The organism is Shewanella atlantica (assembly GCF_003966265.1).
Taxonomy (GTDB): domain Bacteria; phylum Pseudomonadota; class Gammaproteobacteria; order Enterobacterales; family Shewanellaceae; genus Shewanella; species Shewanella atlantica.
This window is the reverse complement of sequence record NZ_RXNV01000010.1, coordinates 124,330-150,821: the sequence shown is the minus strand read 5'-3', so window position 1 is coordinate 150,821 and position 26,492 is coordinate 124,330. Positions and strand designations below refer to the sequence as shown.

Annotated in this window: 25 protein-coding genes and 1 rRNA gene; 9 read left to right on the top strand and 17 right to left on the bottom strand. The window is 46.9% G+C overall.

From position 1 onward, the window contains the following. Positions 1–91: ribosomal RNA gene (gene rrf / locus EKG39_RS17800) — 5S ribosomal RNA — on the top strand; the annotation flags it as partial. Between the two features lie 561 nt (positions 92–652). Here rrf and glnG read toward each other — a convergent pair. The 8 genes from glnG to glnA all read right to left on the bottom strand — a co-directional run bounded on the left by glnG (position 653) and on the right by glnA (position 9,133). Continuing rightward, positions 653–2,068, bottom strand: coding sequence for a nitrogen regulation protein NR(I) (glnG, locus tag EKG39_RS17795; protein ID WP_126507331.1), 1,416 nt, complete (start codon positions 2,066–2,068; stop codon positions 653–655). Between the two features lie 53 nt (positions 2,069–2,121). Further along, positions 2,122–3,162 carry a nitrogen regulation protein NR(II) gene (gene glnL, locus EKG39_RS17790; protein WP_126507330.1) on the bottom strand — a complete coding sequence of 347 codons (1,041 nt, stop codon included), beginning with the start codon at positions 3,160–3,162 and terminating at the stop codon, positions 2,122–2,124. A gap of 131 nt (positions 3,163–3,293) precedes the next feature. After that, a complete protein-coding gene (locus EKG39_RS17785) occupies positions 3,294–3,830 on the bottom strand; it encodes a DUF4124 domain-containing protein (RefSeq protein WP_126507329.1) in 537 nt (178 codons plus the stop codon). Between the two features lie 200 nt (positions 3,831–4,030). Further along, positions 4,031–4,708 (bottom strand): type 1 glutamine amidotransferase domain-containing protein, encoded by a 678-nt coding sequence (locus EKG39_RS17780; RefSeq protein WP_126507328.1) that lies wholly within the window; start codon positions 4,706–4,708, stop codon positions 4,031–4,033. 81 nt (positions 4,709–4,789) lie between these two features. Continuing rightward, on the bottom strand, positions 4,790–5,947 hold the full coding sequence (locus EKG39_RS17775; RefSeq protein ID WP_126507327.1) for an iron-containing alcohol dehydrogenase: 1,158 nt from the start codon (positions 5,945–5,947) through the stop codon (positions 4,790–4,792). A gap of 113 nt (positions 5,948–6,060) precedes the next feature. Further along, the gene (locus EKG39_RS17770) at positions 6,061–6,663 is read right to left on the bottom strand and encodes a TetR/AcrR family transcriptional regulator (RefSeq protein WP_126507326.1); all 603 of its coding nucleotides are present in this window, start codon (positions 6,661–6,663) and stop codon (positions 6,061–6,063) included. A 309-nt stretch (positions 6,664–6,972) separates the two neighbouring features. Beyond that, positions 6,973–7,281: a hypothetical protein gene (locus EKG39_RS17765; protein WP_126507325.1), complete on the bottom strand. Its 309-nt coding sequence runs from the start codon at positions 7,279–7,281 to the stop codon at positions 6,973–6,975. A gap of 442 nt (positions 7,282–7,723) precedes the next feature. After that, positions 7,724–9,133 carry a glutamate--ammonia ligase gene (gene glnA, locus EKG39_RS17760; RefSeq protein ID WP_126507324.1) on the bottom strand — a complete coding sequence of 470 codons (1,410 nt, stop codon included), beginning with the start codon at positions 9,131–9,133 and terminating at the stop codon, positions 7,724–7,726. A gap of 379 nt (positions 9,134–9,512) precedes the next feature. On the opposite strand from glnA, the gene typA reads away from it, so the two are divergent. Beyond that, positions 9,513–11,336, top strand: coding sequence for a translational GTPase TypA (gene typA / locus EKG39_RS17755; protein WP_185817646.1), 1,824 nt, complete (start codon positions 9,513–9,515; stop codon positions 11,334–11,336). 349 nt (positions 11,337–11,685) lie between these two features. On the opposite strand, the gene EKG39_RS17750 is transcribed toward typA, so the two are convergent. From EKG39_RS17750 to EKG39_RS17730, 5 genes are all read right to left on the bottom strand, one after another. After that, positions 11,686–12,900: a 4Fe-4S binding protein gene (locus EKG39_RS17750; RefSeq protein ID WP_126507322.1), complete on the bottom strand. Its 1,215-nt coding sequence runs from the start codon at positions 12,898–12,900 to the stop codon at positions 11,686–11,688. Between the two features lie 277 nt (positions 12,901–13,177). After that, complete coding sequence (locus EKG39_RS17745) at positions 13,178–14,107, bottom strand: SphA family protein (protein WP_246028547.1); 930 nt, start codon at positions 14,105–14,107, stop codon at positions 13,178–13,180. 176 nt (positions 14,108–14,283) lie between these two features. Next, a complete protein-coding gene (locus EKG39_RS17740) occupies positions 14,284–15,480 on the bottom strand; it encodes an MFS transporter (RefSeq protein WP_126507321.1) in 1,197 nt (398 codons plus the stop codon). Between the two features lie 141 nt (positions 15,481–15,621). Continuing rightward, positions 15,622–15,960 carry a cytochrome c3 family protein gene (locus EKG39_RS17735; protein WP_185817645.1) on the bottom strand — a complete coding sequence of 113 codons (339 nt, stop codon included), beginning with the start codon at positions 15,958–15,960 and terminating at the stop codon, positions 15,622–15,624. A gap of 65 nt (positions 15,961–16,025) precedes the next feature. Then, complete coding sequence (locus EKG39_RS17730; protein WP_126507319.1) at positions 16,026–17,552, bottom strand: FAD-dependent oxidoreductase; 1,527 nt, start codon at positions 17,550–17,552, stop codon at positions 16,026–16,028. Between the two features lie 368 nt (positions 17,553–17,920). On the opposite strand from EKG39_RS17730, the gene EKG39_RS17725 reads away from it, so the two are divergent. Continuing rightward, positions 17,921–19,564, top strand: coding sequence for a sigma-54-dependent Fis family transcriptional regulator (locus EKG39_RS17725; protein WP_126507318.1), 1,644 nt, complete (start codon positions 17,921–17,923; stop codon positions 19,562–19,564). Between the two features lie 219 nt (positions 19,565–19,783). Here the strand turns inward: EKG39_RS17725 and EKG39_RS17720 are convergent, their stop codons facing one another. Continuing rightward, positions 19,784–20,431, bottom strand: a complete 648-nt coding sequence (locus EKG39_RS17720; RefSeq protein ID WP_126507317.1) for a DUF2959 domain-containing protein — start codon at positions 20,429–20,431, stop codon at positions 19,784–19,786. Positions 20,432–20,472: 41 nt separating this feature from the next. Then, the gene (locus tag EKG39_RS17715; RefSeq protein ID WP_126507316.1) at positions 20,473–20,694 is read right to left on the bottom strand and encodes a hypothetical protein; all 222 of its coding nucleotides are present in this window, start codon (positions 20,692–20,694) and stop codon (positions 20,473–20,475) included. 149 nt (positions 20,695–20,843) lie between these two features. Between EKG39_RS17715 and EKG39_RS17710 the strand changes: the two genes are divergently transcribed. The 6 genes from EKG39_RS17710 (at position 20,844) to EKG39_RS17685 (ending at position 25,059) form a co-directional block, all read left to right on the top strand. Further along, positions 20,844–21,740, top strand: a complete 897-nt coding sequence (locus EKG39_RS17710) for a virulence factor BrkB family protein (protein ID WP_425470186.1) — start codon at positions 20,844–20,846, stop codon at positions 21,738–21,740. Continuing rightward, positions 21,740–22,693 (top strand): alpha/beta fold hydrolase, encoded by a 954-nt coding sequence (locus EKG39_RS17705; protein WP_126507314.1) that lies wholly within the window; start codon positions 21,740–21,742, stop codon positions 22,691–22,693. The genes EKG39_RS17710 and EKG39_RS17705 overlap by 1 nt, the downstream gene beginning before the upstream one ends. Continuing rightward, positions 22,690–23,259, top strand: a complete 570-nt coding sequence (locus tag EKG39_RS17700; protein ID WP_126507313.1) for a hypothetical protein — start codon at positions 22,690–22,692, stop codon at positions 23,257–23,259. The genes EKG39_RS17705 and EKG39_RS17700 overlap by 4 nt, the downstream gene beginning before the upstream one ends. Before the next feature lie 75 nt (positions 23,260–23,334). After that, on the top strand, positions 23,335–23,772 hold the full coding sequence (gene dtd / locus EKG39_RS17695; RefSeq protein WP_126507312.1) for a D-aminoacyl-tRNA deacylase: 438 nt from the start codon (positions 23,335–23,337) through the stop codon (positions 23,770–23,772). Positions 23,773–23,819: 47 nt separating this feature from the next. Then, positions 23,820–24,266: a thioesterase domain-containing protein gene (locus EKG39_RS17690; protein ID WP_126507333.1), complete on the top strand. Its 447-nt coding sequence runs from the start codon at positions 23,820–23,822 to the stop codon at positions 24,264–24,266. Between the two features lie 199 nt (positions 24,267–24,465). Then, positions 24,466–25,059, top strand: coding sequence for an FMN-dependent NADH-azoreductase (locus EKG39_RS17685; protein WP_126507311.1), 594 nt, complete (start codon positions 24,466–24,468; stop codon positions 25,057–25,059). 229 nt (positions 25,060–25,288) lie between these two features. On the opposite strand, the gene EKG39_RS17680 is transcribed toward EKG39_RS17685, so the two are convergent. Both EKG39_RS17680 and EKG39_RS17675 read right to left on the bottom strand, forming a co-directional pair. Then, entirely contained in the window at positions 25,289–25,609 is a 321-nt protein-coding gene (locus EKG39_RS17680) for a rhodanese-like domain-containing protein (protein WP_126507310.1), read from the bottom strand. A gap of 125 nt (positions 25,610–25,734) precedes the next feature. Next, positions 25,735–26,481, bottom strand: a complete 747-nt coding sequence (locus EKG39_RS17675) for a hypothetical protein (protein WP_126507309.1) — start codon at positions 26,479–26,481, stop codon at positions 25,735–25,737. Positions 26,482–26,492 lie beyond the last annotated feature (11 nt).

Here is a 26,492-nt window from a genome sequence, read left to right as displayed (position 1 = left end):
CACCTGATCCCATCTCGAACTCAGAAGTGAAACGCAATTGCGCCGATGGTAGTGTGGGGTCTCCCCATGTGAGAGTAGGTCATTTCCAGGCGCCTAATTTCTCTTTAAGAGAGTCGAAAAATCCCCAGCACTTCGTGTTGGGGATTTTTCGTTTAACGGTTTTTGAAATGTCCACTCGAACATGGGGAATATATATAGCACATGCGTAGCATGTTCCCTTTCATGTGATAGTAGGGTGATACCGCTGCGCTTATTAAACGGAGTTTGATGCTGCGGGAGAACGCGAAGAGCTCTGCTCGAAGCTGACCATGACAGGTGCCTAATTTCTCGTTAAGAGAGTCGATAAAGCCCGTTGCTCACGCAACGGGCTTTTTTCATTTTTCGCGTGGACTCTTTGCTACAAGAATTACCACTCGAACATGGGGAAGGTGTAGGACCGGCTTTAGCCGGGAATGGCTCATGTGTAATGTAAGCATGGCGGCTCAAGCACGCTCCTATATATAGAGCGGGTCCACCATCTGATGCTTAGGGTTAGTAAATGCCTTGATGGCAAGGATGCCAATGAAAGACCATGACAGGCTTCTTTGCTTTGTTTAGAGCCGTAGACACAAAAAAAGCCTGCTGATACAGCAGGCTTTTTGCTTGAGAAATGCTATTCCATTGCCAGCTCTTTCAATTTCCGTGTGAGTGTATTGCGACCCCAACCAAGTCGCTTTGCCGCTTCTTGTTTATGGCCGTTAGTGTGTTCCAGAGCCGTCTCAAGTAATATGCGTTCAAAAGCCGGCTGCACTTCGGTTAGTAGATCGCTTTCACCTTCCGTCAAACGTTGGTTAATCCAGTTCTTTAAAGACTCCTGCCAATCGGCAGTTTGACCGGAACGGTCCATGCTGGGTTTACTGGATTCCTTGAGTAGTTCTGGTGGGAGATCTTGAGGTAAAATTTCCTGTCCGGATGCCATCACCATCAACCAGCGGCAGGTGTTTTCAAGCTGACGCACGTTTCCCGGCCATGGCAATTCCGAAAGCTTTTTAGCAGTTTCTAAGGTCAATACCTTAGGTTCAACAGCTATCTCTTTAGCGGCAGAAGAGAGGAAGTGACGAGCAAGCTGAGGGATATCTTCCCGTCGCTGCGACAATGGTGGTAGGTGAACCCTTATCACATTAAGACGGTGAAATAGATCTTCCCTGAAATCTCCTTTCTGTACTAATTGTTCAAGGTCCTGATGAGTGGCTGCGATGATCCTCACATTAACCTGAACGGGAGAGTGTCCACCGACTCGATAAAATTGGCCATCCGCAAGTACTCTTAATAAGCGTGTCTGGACATCGAGTGGCATATCACCTATCTCATCAAGAAAAAGCGTGCCTTCATTTGCCTGTTCAAATCGGCCTTGTCTGATACCTGCCGCACCGGTAAACGCTCCTTTCTCATGGCCGAAGAGTTCAGACTCAATCAGATCTTTAGGGATCGCTGCCATATTAATTGCGATAAATGGTTTTTCTTTTCGTGGACTGTGCTTGTGCAGTGCACCTGCAACCAGCTCCTTACCAGTTCCGGACTGACCATTAATCAGCACGCTGATAGAAGATCGTGAAAGACGGCCAATTGCACGAAACACCTCCTGCATAGCAGGCGCTTCTCCTATGATCTCAGGCGCTTTAACCTGTATCTCCTCTGGAGTGCTACTTGCCTGCTCTGTACAGTGAGTCAATGCTCGCTCTACAAGTGCAATGGCCTCATCGATATCAAATGGTTTGGGTAGATATTCGAACGCCCCAGCTTGATATGCGCTCACGGCACTATCTAAATCTGAGTGTGCGGTCATTATTATTACAGGAATGTGGGGATAGTGAATTTGAATACGTTCGAGCAGACTCAACCCATCTGTGCCCGGCATTCTAATGTCTGAAATTATGACTTTAGGCTGTGCGAGCTCGAGCGCTTCCCAGAGTGATTCAGCCGCTGCAAAACTGGCGCAGCTAATATTGGCCCCTTTTAAAGCTCTTTCTACTACCCAGCGAATAGAGCTGTCATCATCGAGCACCCAAACTTGTTCCGTTATACTCATGATTTACCCCTATCTGCTCTTATTTATCATTTTTTATCATTTACTTATGTTCACTAGTTTTTTATGGGAAGCAAGATTGTGAATTCAGTCCTCCCAAGCTTGGAGTGGCAATCAATTCTACCGCCATGTAGCCGAGCAAAATTATGCGCAATCGATAAGCCAAGTCCTGAGCCGTTATCACGACCCGTCACCATAGGGTAAAAAAGTGTATCTAATATTTCAGGTTTGATACCGGGTCCGGTGTCTATGATGGACAAGGCTAATACAAGTTTGTGTCTCAAGGTGCCAATAGTGACTTGGTGCTGAGTGCGTGTCTTTATCAATATTTCCCCACCAGTCCTGTCGAGCGCCTGAATTGCATTTTGGACTATGTTTAGCACGGCCTGTTGAATTTGTTCGGGATCCATTTGAATATCGGGTATGGAAGGGTCGTAATCTTGCTTTAGGCAGATATTCGCCGGAAGAGCCATGTTCACAAGATTAAGTACTTTTTGAACAACTTCATGGATATTATGCAGGCTATGTTGGGTTGGTCTTTGAGGGCCGAGCAATCTGTCTACCAGATTTCTTAGTCGATCAGCTTGCTCGATAATAAGATCAGTAAACTCATTAAGCTGAGGATCATGGAGTTCCCGGGAGAGCAGTTGCGCTGCACCACGAAGTCCTCCTAAAGGGTTTTTTATCTCATGGGCCAGGTTTCTTACTAAATATTGAGCGGCCTGTTGCTGTGCATCTAAAGTAAGTTGTTGATGAATACGCCTCTGTTGATCGACCTGCCTGAGCTCTAACAGGCCTAATCCCTGTTCCTGTTCCAAGGGGGTGAGCGTTATGTCTACGGTATGATGTTGGTTGTCCAGTGTTACCAGAGCTGCGGTATTTACTGTGAGCCCTTGGTTTTCTCTGATAGCCTTACTCAATAAGTCGGTATTTACGCCAAGGATTTGGAAACTGTCTGATAGAACATGTTCGGTTAAGCGGTGACTTCCCACACCTAAGAGCTGCTCTGCCGCTGCGTTGGCATAGCAAAGCTTGAGATCTACATCGATAACCATGACTGCTGTGACAAGGTTATTGAACAGGTGTTTTATATCCATCAGTGCTCCAAGTTGACTTACTGCACCATCATGGTGCACCAAATTGGTGCACTCTGCAACTTTCTTCCACTGAGTTATACCTGATTGACTAAAAGCTTAACTACATAATTTTATAGTGTTATTTGTCTAACTTAATTAAAAGGGGTAGCTTTTGTCTTATTGTTTATTATGGCTCTGTGGAGAAAGATCTTCCTTGGTGGAGTCGTTGCAAGTTGTTTGCCATTTTGGGCTACAGCTTTAATGACGAAAGAGTGTTCACCACGGTCAATATTCTTAAGACTAAAGATAGGGGTTTCTTGTGCGGGGCCAATCACCTTGTCATCCATCAATATTACCAGTAGATGTTTGGGTTTAAGATCGGGTGTTATTGTAGCCATTATAGTGATATCACCATTATTATCGCGAATGGTCTCATCTTCCTCTGGCGTTAGAATACTCATTTTATATTGAGTCGAAGGTGCTATCTGCTCTTCTGTATCAGAAGTTGAATTATTGGGAGCCTGAATTGTGATTTTGTTCTGAGTGTTGCTTTTAAATTCAACAACTTCAGAATTATTTATTGGCTTATCTGAATAGTGGATCTTGCCATCTTTGTCGACCCATTTATAAACCGCTGCATGGGACATCACCGTAAATAGTAAAAGGCTGAATATAAGAGCTAAACGCATAAAAGTTCCTTTGTTACACATATGTAAGCCTTTCAAGATTAGCTTTTATTTGGCTAAAAATCATGGAGAAAATACGCATATCTGGATTATCGAACGATTACTTAAGATGGTGCAAGGTGAGCATGTGCATTTCTTTGCGTGATAAGGCATAAGAAGGTGCGCCATCAGGCGCACCCTAGTTATGAGTGAGGGAGTCGGAACTAACCTAGCTGTTTAATCACCTCTTCAGCAACAACCTCGGATGATGCAGGGTTTTGACCTGTTACCAGGTTTCCATCAACTGCGAGGTAACTTGCCCAGTCATCACCTTTACTATACAAAGCACCGTTGTCTTGCATCATGTCTTCGACTAAAAATGGCACTATATCAGTTAGTTGTACGGCTGCTTCTTCGGTATTGGTGAAACCGGTGACCCGTTTACCTTGTACCAATGGCGTGCCATCGGCTGATTTTACATTTTTAAGGGCACCCGGAGCATGGCACACCAGACCGACAGGTTTGTTCGCCTGATAAAAGGCTTGGATCAATGCAATTGAATGGGCATCATTGGTCAGATCCCATAGTGGGCCATGGCCGCCAGGGTAGAAGATTGCATCATAATCTGCGGCTTTAATGTTGGCTAAAGGCAGAGTGGTTGCTAAGTGCTGCTGAGCTTCACTGTCTTGATTGAAGCGCTCTGTTGCAGCAGTTTGAAAGTCTGCTTGCTCACTGCTTGGATCCAGTGGCGGCTGTCCGCCAGCAGGCGATGCCAACGTGATGTTGAAGTTTTTGTCTTTAAAACGGTAGTAAGGACTAGCAAACTCCTCTAACCAAAAACCCGTTTTTAATCCTGTATCGCCGAGCTTGTCGTGAGAAGTCAATACCATCAATATGTTCATTTTTTATCCCGTTTATTTGTATCGTCTGTAAGGTTTTAGCTTGCAGGCGATCGATATGACCGACCTGCAACTAGTTATGCCTTATAAGTTACGTTCTAAAATTTTTCGACTCATGGCTAAATCGACATCTTGTTTCTCACCGAGTGCTGTCATGCCGTGCTCTTCAAGTTGAGTCATGATTTCGTCAATACTTGTTGCGGTCAGATCGTAGTCAGAAAGGCGAGTTTTGATCCCCATGGCTTCGAAGAATTCACGGGTCTTAGCAATAGCTGAATCAATTCTTTCATCAATAGTGCCTTGGGTTATTCCCCAAACACGCTCGCCATATTGCAATAGCTTTTCCTGTTTGCTATCACGTCGGCAATCAAGCATTCCTGGTAAGATCATAGCGATAGTACGAGCATGATCTATGTCGTAGAGGGCGGTTAACTCATGGCCAATCATATGAGTCGCCCAGTCGTGAGGGATACCTTTACCAATGACACCGCTCAGTGCCATAGTGGCGACCCACATCAGGTTGGCTCTGACATCGAAGTCGTCAGGCTGACTTAATGCCTTTGGACCCAGTTCGATTAAGGTTTGTAGCAGACCTTCGGCGAATCTGTCTTGCACAGGTGCATTAACCGGGTATGTTAAGTACTGCTCGGTAATGTGAATAAAGGCATCGACAACGCCGTTAGCAACCTGTCGCTCAGGCAGTGTGAAGGTTTTAGTGGGGTCGAGTACTGAGAATTGTGGAAATACGTGGTCACTCATGAACGAAAGCTTAGCTTGAAACTCTTTACGAGTGACTACGCTGGCGCTGTTCATCTCTGAACCGGTTGCCGGGAGAGTAAGCACGGTACCAAATGGCATCGCCTCTGTAACTTTAGCTCCCCAACTTAGCAGGATATCCCAAGGTTCACCCTCAAACAGGGCTGCAGCGGCAACGAATTTAGTTCCATCAATTACAGAACCACCGCCAACCGCCAGCAGAAAATCAATCTTCTCTTCTTTGATGATGGTGACGGCTTGCATCAAGGTTTCGTAGGTGGGGTTGGCTTCTATGCCGCCAAACTCAACAATATCTCGCTGGCCTAATGCCGTTTTTACTTCATCCAATGTACCTGTCCGTTTGGCACTATTACCGCCGAAAAGGACGAGTACCTTAGCCTTGCTTGGGACTAACTTATCCAGCTCGGCAATCTTGCCTTCGCCAAAGCTGATATGTGTTGGGTTGTAATAGTCAAAGCTGTACATAATTCTTCCTATCTTCGCGACCTGTCTTATTGTTGACGTTAGTAGACCAGTCGTCTAGTGTTTCGTTAAAAAATACCCGCCTTAATCATAGGCGGAGAGATAGATTCTGTTGGTTATTTTACTGTTGAAGCGTTTTGAGCAAGTTGCTTTCGAGTTGCCTCCAGCACACGCTCAATAACTTTTGGATCGCGGTTTAGTTTGTTCATCAAGCTAGCACCTAGCCACATCTGGTAAAGCATTTCAGCGGTATTAAACCCATGCATATCAGGAATTGAACCGTCTGCAATACCTGCCTCAATACAGTTCGCGATACGGCTGATAACACCAGCAGAACCAGTTTTTAATGCTAAACGCATAGGCTCAGACAGATCGGCAACTTCGGCACTTAATTTCACTACGAGGCATTTTTGATCGACACAAGTATCGCCCTGAGTCGCTTGCCAGCGTAACCAATATTCCATCAGTCGCTCCAGGCCAGAGCCTTGCTTTGGGTCGAAAAGTTCATCGATCGCGCTGAGGTAAGTCTTAAAGTAGCTATTAATGATCTCTTCGCCGAACTGCTCCTTTGACTTGAAGTAATGGTAAAAAGAGCCTTTTGGTACATCGGCAAATTTTAAGATCTGCGACAGGCCAACATTAGAGAAGCCCTTGCTGGAAATGAGTGTGTAACCAGAGTCGATAATATGCTGGCGTGTCAATTGAGTGTCTGTTTTCATATGACCAGAATAATAAAGAATAGACCGGTCGTCTAGTGTTTTTTAAATATAATGAATTATAAGCTTGTTGATACCTCTAGTGTCTTCTCTGCTGAACGTAGTCGTAGTCGTAGTCGTAGTCGTAGTCGTAGTCGTAGTCGTAGTCGTAGTGTAGTCAGTTAATCACTGGAGTTTAATATTAGCGACTATGTCGGTTTTAGCAGTTTCTCATAGGAGGTGAAATTGAAAAGGAAGTTAACGGGGCATAGTTAACAGGTAAGGCCTTCGAACTATTGAAGGCCTTACCTAGCATCTGGAGGGCAATAAGCGCTATGGTTTCACCGCTCTTAAGTGTGTTTTGCGGTATTCATACCTGTTGTTGATAGTATTGAGTTCACTTACTGACATCGCTACCGCAATTGGCTGAGAGTTAGTATCACTATCTGAAGTAAACTTCTGCGCGGTGCGATTTACGAAGTCGACAACATAAATATTTTCCGATGCTTGTTTGTTGATCAGTGTATTTATCTCTTGGGTAGAGCAGTCATTACAGACCGCAATTTCTGACATGGCAGCATAGCTAGTAGAGGTAAATAGTAGAGTTAATGAGATTAAGGTTGCTTTGATTTTATTGTTCATGCAGATTCCTTTTTACCAATTAAGTGTGATGTGCGTCACATTTAATCCTAATTGACATTTTTCGTTTTGTCTATTTTTTATTCACCTTCATATCTTTTAAAATCAATTGTTTAGTGATGGCTAATTTACGCTGCAAGCATGATTGGATGTTGAGGTTAGCAAGGGTTTCATGTGTTGTAGGAGTGATACAGACGGGCTCGTTTGGCATCTGGCATTCAGTAGCGTGATGAGTGAATACACTGATCAAGACTTGCTTAATACCATCGGATTTTAACGGTTTAGATATGTAACCCAAGTTCAGGTTATGCCGACACCTGCACCGGTTACTAAGAATGCTGATGCTTAAATGGCACTGAGGCGAAAAGATAATATGGTGAATGGTGAAAAAAAGCCCCGGAAATATCCAGGGCTTTAACTATGTTGCATTTGAATCAGCTACATATTACAAGCTGTAATAAAGCTCAAATTCAACCGGGTGAGTCGTTTGGTTTACGCGCTCAACATCGGCAGACTTAAGTGCGATATAAGAATCGATGAAGTCATTACAGAATACGTCGCCACGGGTCAGGAACTCACGGTCAGTATCCAGACACTCGAGTGCATTTTCCAGTGACGTTGCCACTGTTGGGATCTCTGCAGCTTCTTCAGCAGGGAGATCATAAAGATCTTTATCCATCGCTTCACCCGGGTGGATCTTGTTCTGAATACCGTCAAGGCCAGCCATTAACATTGCAGAGAATGCCAGGTATGGGTTAGCCATAGGGTCACCGAATCTTAGTTCGATACGACGGCCTTTGGGGCTTGGAACTACAGGGATACGAATAGAAGCTGAACGGTTAGCTGCAGAATACGCAAGCATTACCGGTGCTTCAAAATGTGGAATCAGACGCTTGTACGAGTTAGTTGACGGGTTAGCAAAAGCGTTGATGGCACGGGCATGCTTAATGATACCACCAATGTAGAACAGGGCCATTTCGCTCAACCCGCCGTACTTGTCACCGGCAAACAGGTTAACGCCGTCTTTAGCCAGAGACTGGTGAACGTGCATACCACTACCGTTGTCACCTACGATTGGCTTAGGCATAAAGGTTGCTGTTTTACCGTAAGCGTGGGCCACGTTATGAATCACATACTTAAGTACCTGAACTTCATCGGCCTTTAGTGTCAGGGTATTAAAGCGAGTCGCAATTTCATTTTGACCGGCAGTTGCCACTTCGTGGTGATGCGCTTCAACTACTTGACCCATCTCTTCCAGAACGAGACACATAGCGCTACGCAGGTCTTGTGATGAATCGACAGGTGCAACAGGGAAGTAACCACCTTTAACGCCAGGACGATGACCCGTGTTGCCTTCATCGTAATGAGTGCCAGAGTTCCAGGAAGCTTCTTCTGCATCGACTTTGTAGAAACAACCAGACATGTCTGAACCGTATTTAACGTCGTCGAACAGGAAGAATTCTGGCTCTGGGCCAATCAATACTGTGTCAGCGATACCGGTAGAACGTAAATACTCTTCTGCTTTCTTAGCAATCGAGCGTGGGTCACGGTTGTAACCTGTTAATGTGCCAGGGTTAAGAATGTCACAACGGATGTTGGCAGTGGTTTCTGCGGTGAAAGGGTCAAGTACGAAACTTGCTGCATCAGGCATCAATACCATGTCTGATTCATTAATGCCTTTCCAACCTGAGATTGAAGAACCGTCAAACATCTTGCCGTCTTCAAAGAAATCGGCATCGACTTGATGTGAAGGGATAGTTACATGCTGCTCTTTACCTATCGTATCGGTAAAGCGTAGATCAACAAACTTAACTTCTAATTCTTCGAGTTGTTGTAAAACTGATTCAGCTGACATTCTAAGTCTCCGAGTAGGGTAAAGGGGTTTCCCTTATTATATTTAAATTCTTTAGTGCTCAAATATGATTTTAGCTTCTATGCTTTATATAAAGCGAGAGTTATGCCAATTATTTAAGTCTATGATTTATATGGGAGCTGAGCTGGTAACCAACGAACAAAGATAGACGTTTGCACTAAATTGGTGCGACCAATGTTCGATGTTGGTGCGCTCACCAAGGTGGTGCGGATGTGTCTAAAATGAATTATTCATAGCTGACTAAAAAATAATCCTGTGCGAGAGCCCTCGGCTAGAGTAGAATGGCACGTTTTTTATTGCAACAGCTATTATTAAAGCTGTTACAAATACCCCCTATATTTTGATGGTAAGAGGTTTATCTGTGTTAGAGAATTTACGTAACATCGCCATTATTGCACACGTTGACCATGGTAAAACTACCCTGGTAGACAAGATGCTGGCGCAGTCTGGAACCCTTGAAACTCGAGGAGAAGCCACTGAGCGGGTGATGGATTCGAACGATCTTGAAAAGGAGCGTGGAATCACGATTCTGGCAAAGAATACGGCCATCAAGTGGAATGATTACCGCATCAACATCGTAGACACACCTGGTCACGCCGATTTCGGTGGTGAAGTTGAGCGTGTTCTTTCTATGGTTGATTCAGTATTGCTTCTTGTTGATGCGGTTGACGGTCCTATGCCGCAAACTCGCTTCGTAACCAAGAAAGCTTTTGCTCAAGGCCTTAAGCCTATTGTTGTCATCAACAAGATTGACCGTCCGGGCGCTCGTCCTGATTGGGTTATCGATCAAGTTTTCGATCTTTTCGACAACTTGGGTGCTACCGATGAGCAGCTAGACTTCCCAATCGTTTATGCTTCAGCACTAAACGGTTTCGCATCTCTTGATCCTGAAACAACAGAGGGTGATATGACTCCTCTGTTTGAAACTATCGTTGAGAAAGTTTCATCTCCTGATGCAGATGCTGAAGGTGATTTCCAGATGCAGATCTCTCAAATCGATTACAACTCATATGTGGGTGTTATCGGTATCGGTCGCATCAAGCGTGGTAGTGTGAAAACTAACCAGCAGGTCACTATTATTGGTGCTGATGGTAAGACGCGTAACGGTAAAATGGGCCAGGTATTAGGTTACATGGGTCTGGAGCGTCACGAAGTTGCTGAAGCTAACGCTGGTGACATCGTTGCGATTACCGGTCTTGGCCAACTGCAAATCTCAGATACTATCTGTGCACCTACTACGGTAGAAGCTTTGCCAGCATTGTCTGTTGATGAGCCAACACTTACCATGACTTTCCAAGTCAACACCTCTCCTTTCGCTGGTAAAGAAGGTAAGTACGTGACTTCACGTAACATCCTTGAGCGTCTAGAGCAGGAATTGGTTCACAACGTTGCACTACGTGTAGAAGAGACAGATAGCCCGGATCGTTTCCGTGTATCGGGTCGTGGTGAACTTCACCTTTCAATCTTGATTGAAAACATGCGTCGTGAAGGTTATGAGCTAGCCGTATCTCGTCCGGAAGTTATCGAAAAAGAGATCGATGGTGAGATGTGTGAGCCATACGAAACGTTAACTGTTGATGTTGAAGAAGAGCATCAAGGTGCAGTTATCGAGAAGCTTGGTACACGTAAAGGTGACATGCGTGACATGCAGCTAGATGGTAAGGGTCGTGTTCGTATCGACTTCGTTATCCCTAGTCGTGGTCTAATCGGTTTCCAAACTGAGTTCATGACTGCAACGTCAGGTACTGGTCTTATCTACCATTCATTCGACCATTACGGTCCTGTGAAAGGTGGCGATATTGGTCAACGTGCACGTGGTGTATTGATCTCTAACGGTACTGGTAAAGCACTGACATTTGCATTGTTTAACCTTCAGGAACGTGGTCGTCTGTTTATTACTCACGCTGCAGAAGTTTACGAAGGTCAAGTTGTTGGTCTACATGCCCGCTCTAACGATCTTACAGTTAACTGTTTGAAAGGTAAGCAGCTTACCAACATGCGTGCATCGGGTACCGATGAAGCACAGGTACTGACTCCACATATTGAAATGACACTTGAGCAAGCGCTTGAGTTCATCGATGATGACGAGCTGGTAGAAGTAACGCCGCTGAACATTCGTGTTCGTAAGCGTTTCTTGACTGAAAACGAGCGTAAGCGTCACAACCGTGCGGCTAAAGACGCTTAAGCGTTAGCTTTGAGATAGCAGTTACAAGATAGTAGCTGCGAGTTTTAAGCTGTAAGCGTTAAGCTTTAAAAAGCCCTGAACATGAAAATGTTCAGGGCTTTTTGTTATCTGCAGACTGGCAGATAGTGTCAGTTTTTTTGCTTTGATTCATTAGGCTGGTTTTGGTATTTGGCAATACTGCGAATACCATGACTTTATTGATGTTTATTGCTTGCAGCAGGTGTAGTGCATGGATGCACAAATGTCGTGATCACATGGATGTGAAAGAACGACCTTATGTCCATATAAGTATCTGCACATAAGGTGCGAGGGTCCTAGAGTCTAGGTTCTAGGACCTATAAGCTGATTTTTAATGCCCAATAGCATTCAAATGCTGTATCAGATAGATACGATCCTGATCTAAAGTTTGGCTGTGCCAGAAGCCGCCGACATAGGCGCCGAGGGGGATGAGGAACATAATGAGTAACAGCATTATGGTTAATCCTCTTGCGGATAGCTTAATCCCATTACGGGTACTGAAATGCAAGGCTTCCTTCTTAGGGCAGGCCGATACGCAGCGCATACAGGCCTGGCATTCATCGGAGCGGATATTCTTCTGGGTGTGAACCGAGATGTTAGCCGGACAGGCGCGGGTGCATTTATCACAGTTCATCCCTTTAGACTCGATCAGGCAGTGCTGAGCGCTTCTGCGGATCTTAAGCGGGCTCAGAAAGCTCATGACGCCAAGCAGGGCACCATAGGGGCAGATGTAACGACAAAATCCCTGACGACGCCACGCAGCTAATCCCAGAATAAACGCGAAACAGGCTAATGTGATGAGTCCTGGAGTGACAAAAAACAGCGCCATCTTGAGGTCGGCTATCTTATGATAGTTGCCCTCTAAGTAATGCGGGATCGAGGCCGTAGGCATACTTATGATGATATAAAGTAGCGCAGCTAACAGCAGATATTTCAGCATTCTGAGTGGCCAGTCTAACCAGGCTGGTGGCAGAAACTCATGTTTGATGAAACGCTTTCTGAGCTTGTAGAGGTATTCTCCGGCAAGGCCGAGAGGGCATGCCCAACCACAGAAGGCGCGTTTACAGAGTAAGCCGGTTAACAGCACGACGGCAAGCATGACTGCGGCGGCCGGGTGGGTTTGATCCCATATGCCTAAGGTCATAATCGCCTTGATCTCTATTCCCCCGGCGATAGGAAGAAATGCATCACCGACATCGGGTCTTGCCAGCCAAGGGGTTATCCCGGCCTTAATCATGGCGGTGTTAGCGGCAAACTGAACGCCGACCAACAGCATGGACAGGGCGAGCAGGTGTTGAGTGCCATCACGCAGCGAGTTAGCTCTGAGTTCACCCTTAGCGGCCTCAGGTCGTAATCTGGTGAACACTGTCAGTGAGATAGCAGCGATGGCCAGCGCCACGAGCAGTGGCCAGTATAGCGAGCTTACCCCAGCCCCGATTGTAATGAGAATGGTGGTAACCGCCCCCGACTTTTTACCGCTCCAATACAGCAGGCTCGCACTGTAGGCCAGCGCCAGCATTAAGGTTAAAGATTCAATAAAGCTCATATGGTTCTGATTTAGTAACGACTTGTATCTGTGTGAGAGTTATTGTCAGGATAAGTTCTTTATTGACGAAATATTTGTGCAGAAGGTCTAAAAAATATATGGCTTATTACCTGGAAAGTGGCCGGAGATCACAGCTTTGCTATACCGAGAAATACCCCATATTAGAAGCGAGAGCCAGACAGACATTTTTACAAATACTTCAGACAGAGCCTCAAAATGTACCGGACTAACACCGACAGTGTCGCCGGTATTAGTCCGATAGATGTCAGGTTAATTCTTAAAATGACTTGGTCAAGGTGAAGACTACCGATGAGCCTTCGGCAGTATTTTTGCTGCTGAACTCATTCACATAGCGTAGGTTCCCCTGAAGTAACCAGGGCAGATAGAACACGTTGAGCTCACCGCCAATACCATAGCCTGCTTTACGTTCACCGGCTAATGTACCGTGGCCATCACGGCTGTCATCGCTGATCTGCCAGCTGGCGCAGTAGCTCACCCCAGGGCGAAGCAACCAATGCTCATCCAATGCGAACTGCTTACCTATACCTCCCTCTATGATAAATTCTGCGCCCGGACGAATATCGGTATCGTCCTGCTCCGAGTGTACAAGGGTACGGGTCAGACCGCTGACACTCCAGGACCTGTCAGAATCCAGATAGTAGGTTCCTCCAAGCGTCAACATGCCCGACCAATAGCCCATACCGGGTGATGCGGCGTCTGTAGGGTCATAGTCACCCGTGGGAACTATCACTGATAACCCTAGCGCCGCCTCATAGTTTTCTCGGAACCAGAATAGGGCCAGAGGCTCCAGAACGATATCTCCCAAGGCGAAGGAGGTACTGTCAGAGACACCGAAATCGGCGATGGAGGTCTCTTTGTTAACCATGGGAACGATGACGTTATAGGCCCAGTTGGCACCGAAGAGTTTCTTTTCGGTGACATGTACCAACCTATGTACCTGAACGTAGGCATCGATATCGACATCCAGCCCCGTGTCATCGCCATTATCATTGGTCAGAGCATCGGCCTCGTACCAGGTGTTATACATTCGGTAGTGCATGCCCGGCGGCGGTGGCGTACCGGCAGCGACGCCCTCCCCGCCAATCGGGTAGTGGGAGCCGGAGGTCGCAGCCAGGGCTGAAGTGCTGCTCAAGAGCAAAGCTGTCATTCCAGCCAAGCGGAGTAGAGTTCCTTTTGTTTTATTCAATTGTTGTCTCCTTAGTTTATCTCATGCTGTGGTTAATCTGGGTTTGGAAAAGCAAATTGCGGTTATAAATGGCGCTACCAATATCTATGGTGTGCTCGGGGCGCTTAGTGACTCATCCTCTATGCCGGTTTTCCTATGCCGCTTAAGTTGCGCCAGGCCTGTTTTGGGTTGGGGGATTAGTTTTTGCATCTGTCGTCAACAGGCGAAAACAGAGACGGGTGAGTATTCACGGTAAATAACAATATCGTTGAGACGCCTATTCCCCCTGCCGCGTAAAATACGGCGTCTATTCCGAAGACACTCAAGATAAAAGCGCCAAAAATAGGGCCAAAAATAAAACCTAAGTTCATTGCACCATTGAATATGCCTACCGTGTTGCCTGTGCCGTAATGCATTCCCTCTTCTATCAGCATGGCGGTGCAGGCGGGTTGCGATAGGGCGCTGAACGAGCCGAGTAGGATGGTTGCGAAGATCATTTGGTTGAAGGTGACTGTGGCGGGAATAATCAAATAGATTATTGAGACAGAGATGCCGCCAAGGATGATTAATAAGGCGTGAGAAACCCTATCCGCAAGCATGCCCATCGGCCGCAGGAGGAGCGTGATAGTGAGACAGCTTGAGGCCATCACTATCCCTGTTTGAGTCCCGGATAACTTGAGCTCTTCAGTTAAAATAATGGGCAGAAATGCGCCTGTAAGAGAGATGCAACTGGCTCGTCCAAAGATAAAGGCCAGCAGTCCTCTTAAGTTCCGGCTCCGGATGATGGGCTGAATTAGGGATGACTGTTTATTACGCTTTGAATGCGTGGCGACGACACGAGGCGAACTATCCCGAACGCAGCAACCGCAGATCAAGATGGCTAAGATACTGAGGAGCATTAGGTTTAAGAATATGGCCGGGAATCCCAGTTGATCTTTCATGTAACCACCCACCACCGGGCCGAAGGATAGGGCTGCATAGAAAGAGATATCGAACGTCCCCATAACCGAAGAGCGCTTCTCTTTAATGGCTGATTCACTAACCAGGGAGACAATAACCGGCCTGAACATGGCGCAGGCAACGCCCTGAAGTAAGCGTGAGATCGCAAGGATAAACAGGTTGGTAGAGACTAAGTATAAAACTGAGACCAGCAGGTAAAGAGTGAGAGAGACAAGCATTATCTTTTCGGCGCCGAAGGTGTCCGAACACCGCCCCATAAAAGGGCTGAAAACTGCTTTTGCCACTGAGTAGGATATCAGGGGGAGGGCCAACAGTACGCCTCTTCCTCCCAGTTCAAAAACATACACAGAGAAGAAGGTATCGCTGATCCCAAAACCCAAGGTAACGATAAAATTGATCACGAAGAGGATCTGGAAATGATTGCGATACGCCATCCTTGTAACCCTATAAGAAGTTCCGGTGGTCAGGTCTCATTCATCAAGATGAGGTGAGGGGATGACCGACAGCATGGCTTAGCCATGTTGCCGGTCCTGCAGAGATCAATAAGTATCTGGGGATTTAGTTATTTATGCTTTCTAAGGCAGCTCGACTTCATACTGATGGCAATCGTTGCAATACAAGACAGAGGGTTCATGGGTCTTATGGCAGGCGGTACAGCGCACTTCGCCATGGGGGGATTTATGGACGTTTACCACTCTCTCCTCTACCTGAAACTCCTTAACTTCAACCAGATCTCCATGGCAGTTTTTACATAACGAGGTTTTACCTCTGCGAGTGGGGGTATCTGTTCCATGGCAATCCATACAGGAGATGTCTGCGTCTTCATGTATTTTGGCAAGTTCGCCGGCATAACTTGGAGCGTTAACGGCAAGCATTAACAGGGCTGCGGTAGCGATGGACATTAAATATTTCATAATCATCTATTCTTTATTGGATAAAAAAAACCGAGACCCAAAAATCGGGTCTCGGTTAAGGGGGACTACAGCTTCATCTTCTGCGCTATGTGCTCGGCAGCGAAACGACCCGAGTTGATGGCGAATGAGCTGGCCATGCCCTCAAGAGTCAGGTTATATGAATCACCATATACGCCGCCCACTTCGCAACCTACAACATATAGGCCGCCAACAGGCTTCATATCTTTCTCACGCAGAACCTGCATATCGGTGTCGGTGGTTGGGCCACCGAGGGTGATTAGCGTGGCGTTTTGACCTTTAACGGCAAAGTAAGGAGGCTTGTCCATAGAGCGAACGTACTTGCGGTTTTTAGGGAACTCTTCATCTACACCGTTGATGGCATAACGGTTGGCATCAACCACTGTTTGCTTAAAGGTTGCTACGTCGATGCCCATCTTCTTAGCCAAACCTTCGATGGTGTTTGATTTAACTAACCAGCCCTCTTTTTGGCCGACTTCGATACCCTCGTCTAGCAGATCTAATTTATGACCAACACGCACCCAGTCACTGTGAGAGATGTCGATACCATCTGTCTTCATGTACTTTCTCATGTTGTCATCGAAGACGGCGAAGTAACCATTACCCACACGCTCAACAGCTGGTCCTGTGTTGTGCCATAGTGGCGCCTGACTCTCATCGATGAAACGTTTACCATCTTTAGCTACCCACATGTATGGCTGGCGAAGCAGAGACGCCATCTGTGAATAGACGGTAGTATGCTCGGGGTGACTTAGCTGAGTGTTTGGATCTTTGCCATATAACCATGCACCGATTGCCAGATGGGTCTTCATGCCTTCCAGTCTTGCGCCCGTCTCTTCCCACCACTTGATACTGTCGCCATCACGACCCTTCTTAGGGCCAACAATCAGGTGGTCGGTGCGGATACCGAATTTCTTTAACATCTTAGGGTTGTTGATGAAGCCGCCGGTGGCAACGATGACACCACCTTTAGCATTAAAGGTATAGGTATCGCCTTCACCGTCTTCGGCGATAACACCGACAACTTTCCCTCCTTTATAGACAAGTTCTGTTGCCGGTGTTTCTGTGTAGATCTTACCGCCGTTCTTGGTGAAAGACTGCTCCATCTTCTGAACGAACTCGACGCCTTTACCATCTTTAAAGATGTGCCAGGTACGGTTACCGTCTTCGAAGAGGGTGCGCACGTCATGGAAGGTGACGCCTTTCTCTTCCATCCATTTAATAGAGTCGTCTGAACGATTAATCCATTTGCGCATCAAAGGACCGTTGATAAAACCATGGTTGAATTCCATATGGTTCTTATAAGCCCAGTCTTTAGTCAGGCCAATGTACATCGATTTTTGCTGTTCAGTTTCAACCGCGAAAGTACCTTCGATATAGAGCGCCGAACCACCGATGTTGGCTTGCTTCTCTAACAGTACGGTTGTCAGACCTTTTTCTTCGGCGGCAGCCGCGGCTGCCATACCACTGGCACCGGAGCCGATTACAACCACATCGACATTTTTGGTGTAATTTGCCGCATAACTACTCGCGCTTAATAAGCTCAAAGCAATTGCCATGGAAAGTTTGTTCATTCAGTACCACCTCTTGTTTAACATTCGATTTAAAACACGTTTTTATTTATGGGTTTCTGTTAACTTCTCGTTATACAAATCTGTAATTAATGACTTTTGCCGGAGTTCGAATGCCCTTCTATTTCAGTTTCAGTCAAAAGATCTGTATGGCTAACATTAGAGACGTCACATATGCGTTGCAGCGCATCTTATTGATAAGGTTTACTTAATTGTCCCTAGTCTCGTGATTTAAGATTGCACTTTGCGTGCCAATAGGTAAGTTGCTGAATTGGTTGGTTTTATGTTTTTAGTGCAAGGTGTTGTAGTTCCGAATGGGAACGGTAATCCCAATTTGGAACCTGTACATAATCATTAGGTAAATTAACAAGATGCTGATAAACGACATAGATCCGAAAGATTTTCTGGAGTTTGTTCCCGAAGAGGGAATTATTAAGCTCAAAGATCAACGCATGTTACTGTTCGATGCCGTAGCCTTGGGTTTACTGCGTAAAGAGCTGATAGACACCTTCGGCCATTTTGCCGCGCGTAGCATATTGACCCGCTTTGGTTATGCTCATGGCTGGCGGACCGCAGAGTTACTGCGTTCAGAGTATCCGGCCATATTTTCTCAAGATGAGGGGGGCTCCTACCTTCATATGTTGTTTGGCTTGACCAGAACATGTGAGTTCAACCATTCAGATAATCTGGCCTCAGGGTTTTCGATGCAGGTGTGTTGGGATAACTCCTATGAGGCGGAGCAACATCATCTGCTCTTCGGAGTTGCAGAGGAGCCCATCTGCTGGACGCTGACAGGCTTTGCCAGTGGTTATGAATCCTGTAAGCAGGAACGTGAAGTCTACTTCATCGAAGACAAGTGCCGCGGCGCCGGCGATCCATTTTGTCGTATAGTGGGTAAGTTCAGAGAAGACTGGGGAGATGAGCTGGAGGCTCACCAGCCATTTTATAGCATGGAGTCTGCCGATACCCTGTTAAAGGGACTGACTCAAAAGCTAAAGAGAACCGAGTTGGATCTCAAGCGCCAACAGGAGCAGTTGAGCCTTTATAACGCCAATCTCCATAACATATCCGGCTTAGTGACCCGCAGTAATGAGATGAAACGGATTGTCGAGTTGGCCCGGCGTATTGCTAAGGTGGACTCGTCCGTCGTGGTCTCGGGAGAGAGTGGTGTCGGTAAAGAGCGTGTCTCCCGGTTCATTCATGACCATTCATCGCGAGCTTCAGGCCCCTTCGTTGCGGTTAATTGCGGAGCTCTGACGGAAACCTTGCTGGAGAGTGAGCTGTTCGGTCATAAGAAGGGAGCCTTTACCGGCGCCGACAGAGATCATATCGGCTTATTTGAGCAAGCCAACGAAGGCACCCTGTTTCTTGATGAGATCGGTGATATATCGGCGGCTATGCAGGTTAAGTTGCTCAGGGCACTGCAGGAAAAAGAGATAAGGCGGGTCGGGGATAGTCAAGATCGAAAGGTCAACGTACGTATCATTGCGGCCACTCATCGAAATTTGAGCGAAGAGGTGAAAGCCAACCGTTTCCGGGCGGACCTCTATTACAGGCTCTGTGTGATTGAGCTGACCATCCCCCCCTTGCGCGACAGGGCGGAAGATATTCTGTTTATTGCTAAGGTTATTCTGGAGCAGGTGAATAAGGATATGAACCGTAATGTTACCGGCTTCTCTCCGAAGGCTTCCGAGTTGCTGCTCAGTTATGGCTGGCCCGGCAACGTGCGGGAGTTACAGAATGTGGTTGAGCGAAGTGTAGCACTGTGTATGGGTCAGGAGATCGCTGTTGATGACTTTCCGGAGACCATGGTCCAAAATCCGGTATTGGTGTCCCAGCTATCGACTCCGACCCTGTCACTGGAGGAGATGGAGATGGAATATATTCTATCCGTGCTTAAGTCGTGTGGCGGAAGTAAGACCCTTGCCATGGAGAAGCTTAAAATCGGCAAGACCACGTTATATCGAAAGCTCAATGATTATAGAAAGCTGTCAGAGGGGCTGGCGACAGCTTGATAGGACGCTGACTACGTCAGCTATAGGACGCCCGCTTCGCAGGCTAGAGGACGACTTCGGCTAAAGGCTGCTTGTCCGATTAGACAACTTGTTGGCGTCATCTGGGCTTTTACAGGGCGTAGCCCGTCAAATAGCGAAGCGTCGTCTTAACTTTTCCAGTGCTTAGCGCGTCCTTTAGCCAGCTTGCTGGCGTCGGTCAGCGCGTAGCGCATCTGGTGACTAGTTACCTTCCAGTGAGGCGATAAACTTGTTCGACTCTTCAATAGACTTGTTCATCTCCTTGATCAGACCTGAGATATCAGTCTGCAGGCTGGTGAACTCACCTTTGATGGCACCTATGGCCTGGGCATTTAAGTTATGCTTGAGATAGAGCATATTGTCTTTCATGGCCGTTAACACGGGTGGCATCTTACTCTCGGCGCGGCGCATGCTTTTTACCAGCTGATTGTATGAGCGCTTAGTTTCGCGAAGCTTAGTCTCGCTGTTACGGCGCAGGCTGGCCTTACTTATCTCACCAATCTCACTCTGCCATTCATCAAATAGTGCTTCGGCCACATCTTCGACCTTATCGATGCGGTTGGTGACATCATCGGCGGCATCCTGAGCGGATTCATACTCATCTTTAGCCTTGTTGTAAGCACTCTCCAGATCACCACCATCGTGGTTTAGCAATGCCTGCATCTCTTCCAGTGCCGAGCTGAACTGCTTCTGTGCGTCTTCTTGGGACTCTTTAGCGTCTTCGACTCTGTCGACCATGATGTCACGCTTGTGATAGCCCACTTTTTCCATGGCACCGTAATAGGCGCTTTGACAACCTGTCAGCAACAGGCTGGTGGCGATAATCGCGATAGAGATATATTTTTTCATCTGTAGGGATCCTTGTCCACGGGGTTCCAAAATGGCGATAGTTAGTCGGCTTTAAACTTTGCTGCGTCGATAATGCTCCACAGGTGGACGATACCACCTATGATTGCGGGTACAATCAGCCACCACATGGCATAACCAACTATAGTTATGATACAGAAAAGCAGTGCGGCCATTATTCTGCCCTGCACTAATTGCCCTAAGCCCGGGAAGAAAAAGCTTGCGATAGCGGCAATGACGTTGCCTGCAGATCCTTGTTGTGACATCTATTTATTCCTTACACTTGTAAATCTTAGGTTATAAGCTTTATTGTACGAAGATACGCATTCAACACCAACTAAATCAAGAGATAGTAGTGATAAAAAAGATAGATGGAACACGGCTTCATATATTCGTGCTGAGCACTTGGCACTTCATGATACATCTAAAGCAGCGCCTGGCGGAAGATCAGATAAATATTCGTGCCGGACACTTAGCCTATGTCACTCTGCTCTCTCTGGTACCTATGGTTGCCGTGACTATGTCAATGTTGTCGGCGTTTCCTGTATTCAGTGGGATCAGAGGGCAGATCGAGGGGTTTATCTATAACAACTTTCTCCCGGCCGCCGGAGACACGGTACAGGTTTATATTAACGAATTCGTCGGCAATGCGTCTAAGGGGACGGCCGTAGGTATTGCTGCTCTGATGGTGGTGGCGATCATGTTGATCTCCGCTATCGATAAGGCGTTGAATAATATCTGGCGAACGACTGAGAAGCGCTCCATGGTGGTGTCATTTTCCATGTATTGGATGGTGCTGACCTTAGGGCCGGTATTGATGGGGGCAAGCCTGGTTGCAACTTCCTATGTGGTGTCGTTAAAGGTATTTAGCGGTTCTGACTTATCCGGTGTTGTTCCCGTGCTGGTTGAACGATTGCCTATGTTCTTCTCGGTAGCCACCTTCCTGTTGATCTACATGGTGGTACCTAATATTAAAGTGAAGTTCTTCCATGCTCTGCTCGGCGCGATTGTCGCCGCGCTGCTGTTTGAATTCGGTAAGAAAGGCTTCGCAATTTATCTGACTAAATTTCCAACCTATGAGGCTATTTATGGTGCCTTAGCGACGATTCCCATTCTGTTTATGTGGGTCTACCTCTCCTGGATCATTGTCTTGTTAGGCGCAGAGATCACCGCTGCCATGCCTGAATATCTCGATAAGAGAGAGTCGAGTAAAGATAAGGAGTCAGAAAAGAAGGTGGAGGTCCATGACCCGCAGATTAGCTTTTCGATCTCGACTGCCGTTAACGAATCTGAAAAAGAAACCCGTCAATAATGAGTAGTCACTTGCCGACATTTATTCGCCGTGACTGGCTGGATGTTGGCGATGGGCATGTGCTTCATCTGGCGCAATATGGTAACCCCGATGGGATCCCGCTGCTCTTTTTGCATGGCGGACCGGGTGGAGGCTGCGTAGTAGAAGATCTCAGGCTTTTCGATAGAGACACATTCCATATTTTCTTGCTGGATCAAAGAGGGTCCGGACGCTCAAAGCCACACGGTGAGCTGAAACATAACGACCTGCTGCATCTGTTGAGCGATATCGAAAGAGTGCGTTTATGGCTCAACATTCCGGCTTGGTGCGTCGTGGGGGGGTCATTTGGTGCGACATTGGGATTTATCTATAGCTGTCTATATCCTCAACGAGTGTTGTCACAGGTGCTTTGGGGGTTATTTATACCCAATGAAGAGGGCGCTAACTGGCTTTATGGTAATCAGGGGGCTGCAACCCTATTCCCACAGGACTATTTAGAGTTTACCGCCCTGGCCCCTTTCACATCTAAGATTGACGCTCTTTTTAAACGATACCGAGCGGGCTTTCTCGATCCGGATGCCGACACTCGCATGGAATATGTGCGTGGCTGGTTGAAGTGGGAGTTGGCGCTTGCGCTTCCGGGAGCCGAGTTGCCGGAGTCGGGTACCCCTTTGGCGAAGAGTCTGGCGGAGATAGAGCTGCATTATGCCAGCCAGCAATACTTCGGTGCCTATGCCCTGATGCGCGAAATGGCTTGTGGAATTAAGGCGAAAACGGTGATATTGCAAGGTGAGATGGACTGGGTTTGCCCCTCTGTCATCATCGAGAAGTTTTTAGCAAAATTTGGCTCAGAAGAGATTAAATATACTCTTATCAAAGGCGGGTATCATGCGCTGGCCAATGATAAGATGTTTCTGGAAGTCGTCTATGCCGTACAGGAAATGGCTAATAATATGAGGGAAATAGATAAATGAAAAAACTTATTATCGCTGGATTAGTGACAATGCTCAGTGCCTGCGCGGCCACCGACAAGAGCGATACTACGGCGAGTGCAACGATTGCACCGGAGCGGGTCTCATTAGGTGGCATGACGAACGAGGATGCGGCCAAGACATTGTTCGATGCCTTGATTAAAAAGAACTACCTCGCCACCATGGCCTCACCAAGCCGTATCGCATTACAGTTTGATGATAACCAGTTTGTACTTCAGCCTAGCATCAATCCGGATGGGATCGATCGCATTATGATGAATCGCTTCTACGCCGTTCATCCTAAGCTTGTGGGTAGTCAAGATCTGCTTATATTGATTGGCACGTTAAATCATAAACTTAACTTTGCAAAGTTTACCCTGCGTGAAAATGGCGCCATTATTCAGGTGCAAGGCGCGGCGACCTTTGTGAATACCATCGAGCTCGAAGAGATACGTCGTTTCATGTTATGGACCGATGAAGGTCTGCGTCAGGTCGGTCATTCACTGCCAAAAGGTTCTGAGCAGTTGATTAAGCCGATACCGGTAATGCAGCAGTCTCAGTCTTTGTAAGCTAAAAACTAATCTAAAAATTCCAGGGCCTAAGTGCTAGGTTCTGGTTTCTTTCTAAATTGGAGAAAATTAAACGTGATAGCCCTGATCCAACGTGTTACTCAAGCCAAAGTCGATGTGGATGGAAAAACAGTAGGAGCCATCGATAAGGGCTTGTTGGTACTACTTGGCGTCGAGCGTGAAGATGACTCGTTGAAGATGGAGAAGCTTGCTAACAAAGTCATGAGTTATCGGGTGTTCAGCGATGAAAATGGCAAGATGAACTTGAATGTGAAACAGGCTGGTGGAGCCCTGCTTGTCGTGTCGCAGTTTACCTTAGCCGCCGATACGGGACGCGGTTTAAGGCCAAGCTTCTCCGGAGCGGGGTCGCCGGATCAGGCGAAAGTGCTTTATGAAGAGTTTGTGGAGTTTTGCAGGGCCAAAGGCATGCCGACTCAAACGGGCGAGTTTGCAGCCGATATGCAGGTGAGCCTGGTTAATGACGGCCCGGTTACCTTTAATCTTCAGGTGTAGCTGTGACCGTTAACTGTGAGGGAGAGTTGCAGATCGCATCACTCCTGATGGAACTAAAACAAACCTGGCATCAAACGATCCCCGTTAGTGCATTGATGCAGATAGAGCCGCTGGATTACCGCAGAGGTCAACTCACGGTGTCTGCGCCAATTACGCCTAATATCAACCTACATCAAACCATGTTTGCCGGTAGCATCTATACCCTGGCAACCTTGACGGGGTGGGGCATGCTTTGGCTGCAACAGCGTATAGCCGGGGTCGATGGAGACATAGTGTTAGCCGACGGCCATATACGTTATCTTGCACCCATAATCGATACCCCGATAGCCAAGTGCATCTGGCCGGAGACAGATCTTAGCCGCTTACCCCAAGGGAGAAGAGTGAAGGTCAAACTTGAAGTTGAGCTATGGTGTGAAGGTACACTTTGCGCAGTATTCGAAGGCCTGTATGTGAGTCAGCCCACCCGCCGTGTAAGCGAAGAATTGCGCTCTTAAAAGGGGCTCTCAGCCCGTTTTTTAGTGCCCGTTATCATCAGCTATTGCCGGTAACATCCCCCCTTGAAACGACTTTACATTCGATTTTATCGAATGAATTGATGAATTTTATCCGCTTTTTATCTTGTTTATCGTAAATTACACTGGCCTCATCGAATTGAGAGATGGTTCTCAATCACAAAATGATGTGGAGTCAGTTATGTCAAAAGTACTAATTTTAAAGTCGAGCATTTTAGGCGATTACTCTCAATCCGGTCAGTTGGTTGAGCATCTTAAGCAACATTGGGAACTGCAGGGTGCCGAGATCAGCGTACGCGATCTGGCGGCTGAACCTCTGCCGGTACTAGACGGTGAAATTGCATCGGGTTTACGAGGTGGTGATGAGTTATCGGCGCGTCAGGAGCAGGCCCTATTATTGTCAGACTCGCTTATTCAAGAACTTAAAGATCATGACACCATAGTGATTGCAGCACCTATGTATAATTTCAGTATTCCTACGCAGCTTAAAAATTGGATCGATCTGGTTGCACGTGCGGGTGTGACGTTCACCTACACCGAAACCGGGCCTAAAGGTCTGATAACGGGTAAGCGAGGCGTGTTGATCACGACGAGAGGCGGCGTCCATAAAGGTGGTGCCTCAGATCATGTTGTCCCTTATCTCAAGACTGTACTTGGATTTATCGGTATCGAAGAGGTTGAAACTGTTTATAGCGAAGCCTTGAGTATGGGCCCGGAAGCATCTAAACAGGGTATCGAGTCGGCTCAGCAAGCTTTAGAAAAAATAGTGGCTTAATTAAGGTGGTGCTTTGATTGTTTATGCCGTTTGGTCTTATACCGATTGGTATTAGTTTGAACGCAAAGGGCAGGGGCGAGGCAGAAGCGGAACTATCAACCCCAGATACCGATTGTTATACCTGTCCCGTCCTGAGATAAGTTGACCCTATTGTTCGTCCATCCTCCGGACCTGAATCATGAAATGACTCGGTTCCGGGGGATTTTTTATATCTGGGTTAAGTTTCAGGTTAAGTCGCTTGATAACTGAGAAGATCTCTCAGTGAGCCTGCATTGATAACATTATGAAAGCCGTTGCATTTAAACTGATCGCAGGCCTTTTGAGCTCTGATGCCCGCGGCGCAGTAAAGCACGAAACTCTGCTTAGGATCTTGGTCGATCAGCCAGGTCGATATTTGGCTCAAGGGTACATTGATGGCTTGTGGAAGGTGTCCGGAGCTGAACTCTTCGGGAGATCTCACATCGATAACCCTGGCGCCTTGCTCTATGAGCTCCCAACAATGTTTATCGGGCCCGGCGCCGGCGAGTTTAGATAGCAAAGATTGTAACATTGATGCACTCCCTCTCACGTGTTCGAATCGTGTCGATTAGATTAATCTTGATAAGGTTAATCTAATCGACGCCTCTGTGCAACAGCAAACATAAGCCGTAAAGCCGGGTTATCTCGTTTCCGGTATCAATAGTAGTTTTTCAGGTACTTCTTTGCATATTTCCGTAACTTTTTCTCTGAGCTGTGCTCAGCGATGTGCTCCAGAGTGGATTTGTACTCCGGCTTAGCCGAGCTTGCCAGCGCTTTTGCCATGTAGGCATAAGTGTTAATCGCCAGCTTTTCATGCTTGAGCAGGCGAGGCTCCTTGAGTTCACTGTCTAATACCGATAACAGGTAGGGGGAGTGCATAGAGCGATTGATCATGCGTTTGGCGGCATAACGCTTTAACTCTAACTCATCGCTTCTCAGAGCATTGGCAATTACGTTGACCTCTCGGGTCTGGGAGGCCTCGTATTGACTGGTGTCGCTTAGGATTGGCGTCCAGCTCTGGTATTGTTTCAGCGTCGGGATAGACTTCTTTGCATACTTTTTCAGTTTGCCAGGGTAGTCGCCAGAGATGATTTCGTTGAATGTTTGCAGGTATCTCTCATCTCCGGAGTAGGCTAACCCTTTAAGCAGCCAGGCGCTGTAGTCGATACTGGCGTTATCGACCGCCTGTGGCAGTGACGCCTGAAATTTAGCGTGTAATGTTTCGAAGACTTTAGGATCCGATAGACCTGCCATCACCAGAGAGTCGATGGCTTGCTTCTGTTTATTGATATCATCACCGTTAAAAATGGCCACATATTCGGCTTCGGTAAATGTTTCAGCAAGAGCCTGTCCTGCAACAGAGCTTAGGGTTAGTACTAAGGCTAATGTGATATTCTTTATCATCCATCATATCC